The following is a 2,357-nucleotide window of genomic DNA, read 5'->3' as shown; positions in this document are numbered from 1 at the left end:
GCTCAATGCCTCTTGTCAAAATCTCCTGACACAAACAGTCCAAGACACTTCAATCACATAACAAAAAACCCCGCCGAAAATCGACGGGGTTTGTCAGCAGTCTGAACGGCGCCAAGTGGCGCCGTTTTTCATTCTGTCGGTCAGCTCAGCTACAGGTCAGCTCAATAGGGTGAGTAGCACTGCTGGCGCGGGCCGTTGTAGGGCTGGAAGGTGTTGTCGTAGGCCCGGTACGACCGGTAGCGGTTGTAGCACCATTGGACATGGGCGCTCGAAAGCCGTCCCGCGCGGTAGTAGCGGCGCGGCGCCGGCCGATCGTAGTAGTCGTAATTGTTGTACATGCTGCCGAGGCCGAGCCCCAGGCCAAGGCCCAGGATCGCGGCACTCGCGCCATCATCGTAATAACGGCCGCCGCGATAGTGATGGCGACCATGGCGCCAACGCCAGTTGTCTCCGCCATTCCAGTGACCGCCGCCGCCCTGCCAGTGTCGACGGCCGCCGTTCCAGTTGCCCGACCGGCGCCATCTCCAATCATTGTTGAACTGACGGTTGTTGCCGCCCGCCCAGCTGTCGCGGACAGGCGTGACATTCGGCGCCGCCGTGCTGGTGGGTATCGACAGATCCGGCTGCATGATCGGTCCGGCGGCGGACGGTGCCGTGACGCCGGAAAGGATACCGAGGGCTATCAGCCCCGATTTGACCGTGGAAGAAAAGAGCGAATTCATTGCACTCTCCAAGAGTTACAGGCCCCGCGCCCACCCGAGGAATGGGGCAACAATGGATGTTTGCATCTGAACGGCGGATGAACGGAAAGGTTCCGTCAACCATGACGCGAACGCACCCAGGACCAATCGATCTCAGATGGTGGTCCTGCGCGCTTGTTTTCCGAAGCACTTGCGGGCAAAGGTCATGGCATGTCGCTGCGCCTTGCCACCTTCAATGTCGAGAACCTGATGAACAGGTTCGATTTTTCCGGCTATCGCAACCAGCTCAACGAGGATCGAACGCTGGCGCTGTTCGATATCCAGAGCGAGGCGGAATACAGGATCCTGGAGCAGGCCCGCGCCATCGCCCAGTCCGACGACACGCGCCAACTGACGGCGCTGGCGATCGCTGCCACCCGCGCCGACATCATCTGCATGCAGGAAGTCGACAATATCGAGGCGTTAAAGGCGTTCGAATACGGCTATTTGTTCAAGATGGTGGGGCAGGGCTACCGGCAGAAATACACCACATCGGGCAATGATTCGCGCGGCATCGACGTTGCCGTGATGATGCGCAACGAGACCGCGCAGGGCCAGCCGATCGAATTCGTGCGCATGACCAGCCATGCCTATGTCACCTACGAGCAGTTCGGGCTGCACACGCCGGAACTCGAGGCACTGGGCAATCAGGCCAATGAGCGCATTTTCCGGCGCGACTGCCTGGAGATCGACATCACCGTGGGCGGCGTGCCGCTGACGCTCTATCTCGTGCATTTCAAGTCGATGGGCTCGCCGCGCAACGGGCTCGACGGGCGCGAGGCGACGATGCCGGTGCGCATCGCCGAAGCGCAGGCCGTGCGCCGCATCATCGAGGAGCGCTTCGGCAAGGACTATGCCGCCGACAAGAGCTGGGCGATCTGCGGCGACATGAATGATTATCGCCAGCGCGTGAAGGTGGCCGGCGATGCGATCGACGGCTATCGCTTCGAGGTGGTCGACGAAGCCCTGTCCTGCATCAACGTGCTGACGGCAGGCGGCTTTTGCGAAAATGTCGTCGAGAGGCGGCCGGAGATGAACCGCTGGAGCTTCTACCACACGCGAGGACCCGAAGAGCCGCATCTGTGCCAGCTCGACTACATCCTGTTGTCGAAGGGGCTCGCCGCCAGCAACGCAACGGCCGTTCCCGACATCATCCGCAACGGCCAGCCCTGGCGCACCATCTTTCCGCCGGGGCAGGAGGTCGAGCGGTTTCCGCGCGCCGGCTGGGACCGGCCGAAGGCATCGGACCATTGCCCAGTGGCGATCACGCTGGACATGACCTGACGCATGAGTTTCGACCTCCCGCGCAACGTCATCCTGCCGGTCGACGACATCGACGTCCGGCTCGATCCCGGTCCGCACCCTTTCGCAAGGGACAATGCAGAGGCGATCGCCGAGAACTGGCAGCACGAAATCGCCGCCAATCCGGCGCTGTTCGACGGCATGGTGGTGCTGCTGTCGCAACTTGCCTACCGCGACAGCCGTCTCGTCGGCCGCTGCCACGCGGTCAATTACTCGACGTTCATGCTGTGGCGGAAGCGGCGCGAGAATTCGGGCGCCGAGCATGCCTATGCCCATGCCATGCTGGTGGCCGGCGACAATGCGCTGGTGGCGATC

2 protein-coding genes and 1 pseudogene are annotated in these 2,357 nt (G+C 62.2%); 2 read left to right on the top strand and 1 reads right to left on the bottom strand.

The features are described from left to right. Positions 1 to 161: 161 nt before the first annotated feature. Positions 162 to 722: a BA14K family protein gene (locus EN893_RS29515; RefSeq protein WP_127270702.1), complete on the bottom strand. Its 561-nt coding sequence runs from the start codon at positions 720 to 722 to the stop codon at positions 162 to 164. Between the two features lie 189 nt (positions 723 to 911). Between EN893_RS29515 and EN893_RS29510 the strand changes: the two genes are divergently transcribed. Both EN893_RS29510 and EN893_RS29505 read left to right on the top strand, forming a co-directional pair. Beyond that, positions 912 to 2,024, top strand: coding sequence for an endonuclease/exonuclease/phosphatase family protein (locus tag EN893_RS29510; RefSeq protein WP_128362005.1), 1,113 nt, complete (start codon positions 912 to 914; stop codon positions 2,022 to 2,024). 3 nt (positions 2,025 to 2,027) lie between these two features. Further along, positions 2,028 to 2,357: pseudogene (locus EN893_RS29505) on the top strand (hypothetical protein); the annotation flags it as partial.

Source organism: Mesorhizobium sp. M7A.F.Ca.CA.004.04.2.1, assembly GCF_004022825.1.
GTDB lineage: Bacteria > Pseudomonadota > Alphaproteobacteria > Rhizobiales > Rhizobiaceae > Mesorhizobium.
Note: the sequence above shows the minus strand (reverse complement) of the source record. Positions and strands in the feature narration are given on the sequence as shown.

Bases quoted from the DNA above. Each gene is read 5' to 3' on its own strand.
- EN893_RS29515 (WP_127270702.1), bottom strand. From the start codon at position 722: ATGAATTCGCTCTTTTCTTCCACGGTCAAATCGGGGCTGATAGCCCTC.
- EN893_RS29510 (WP_128362005.1), top strand. From the start codon at position 912: ATGTCGCTGCGCCTTGCCACCTTCAATGTCGAGAACCTGATGAACAGG.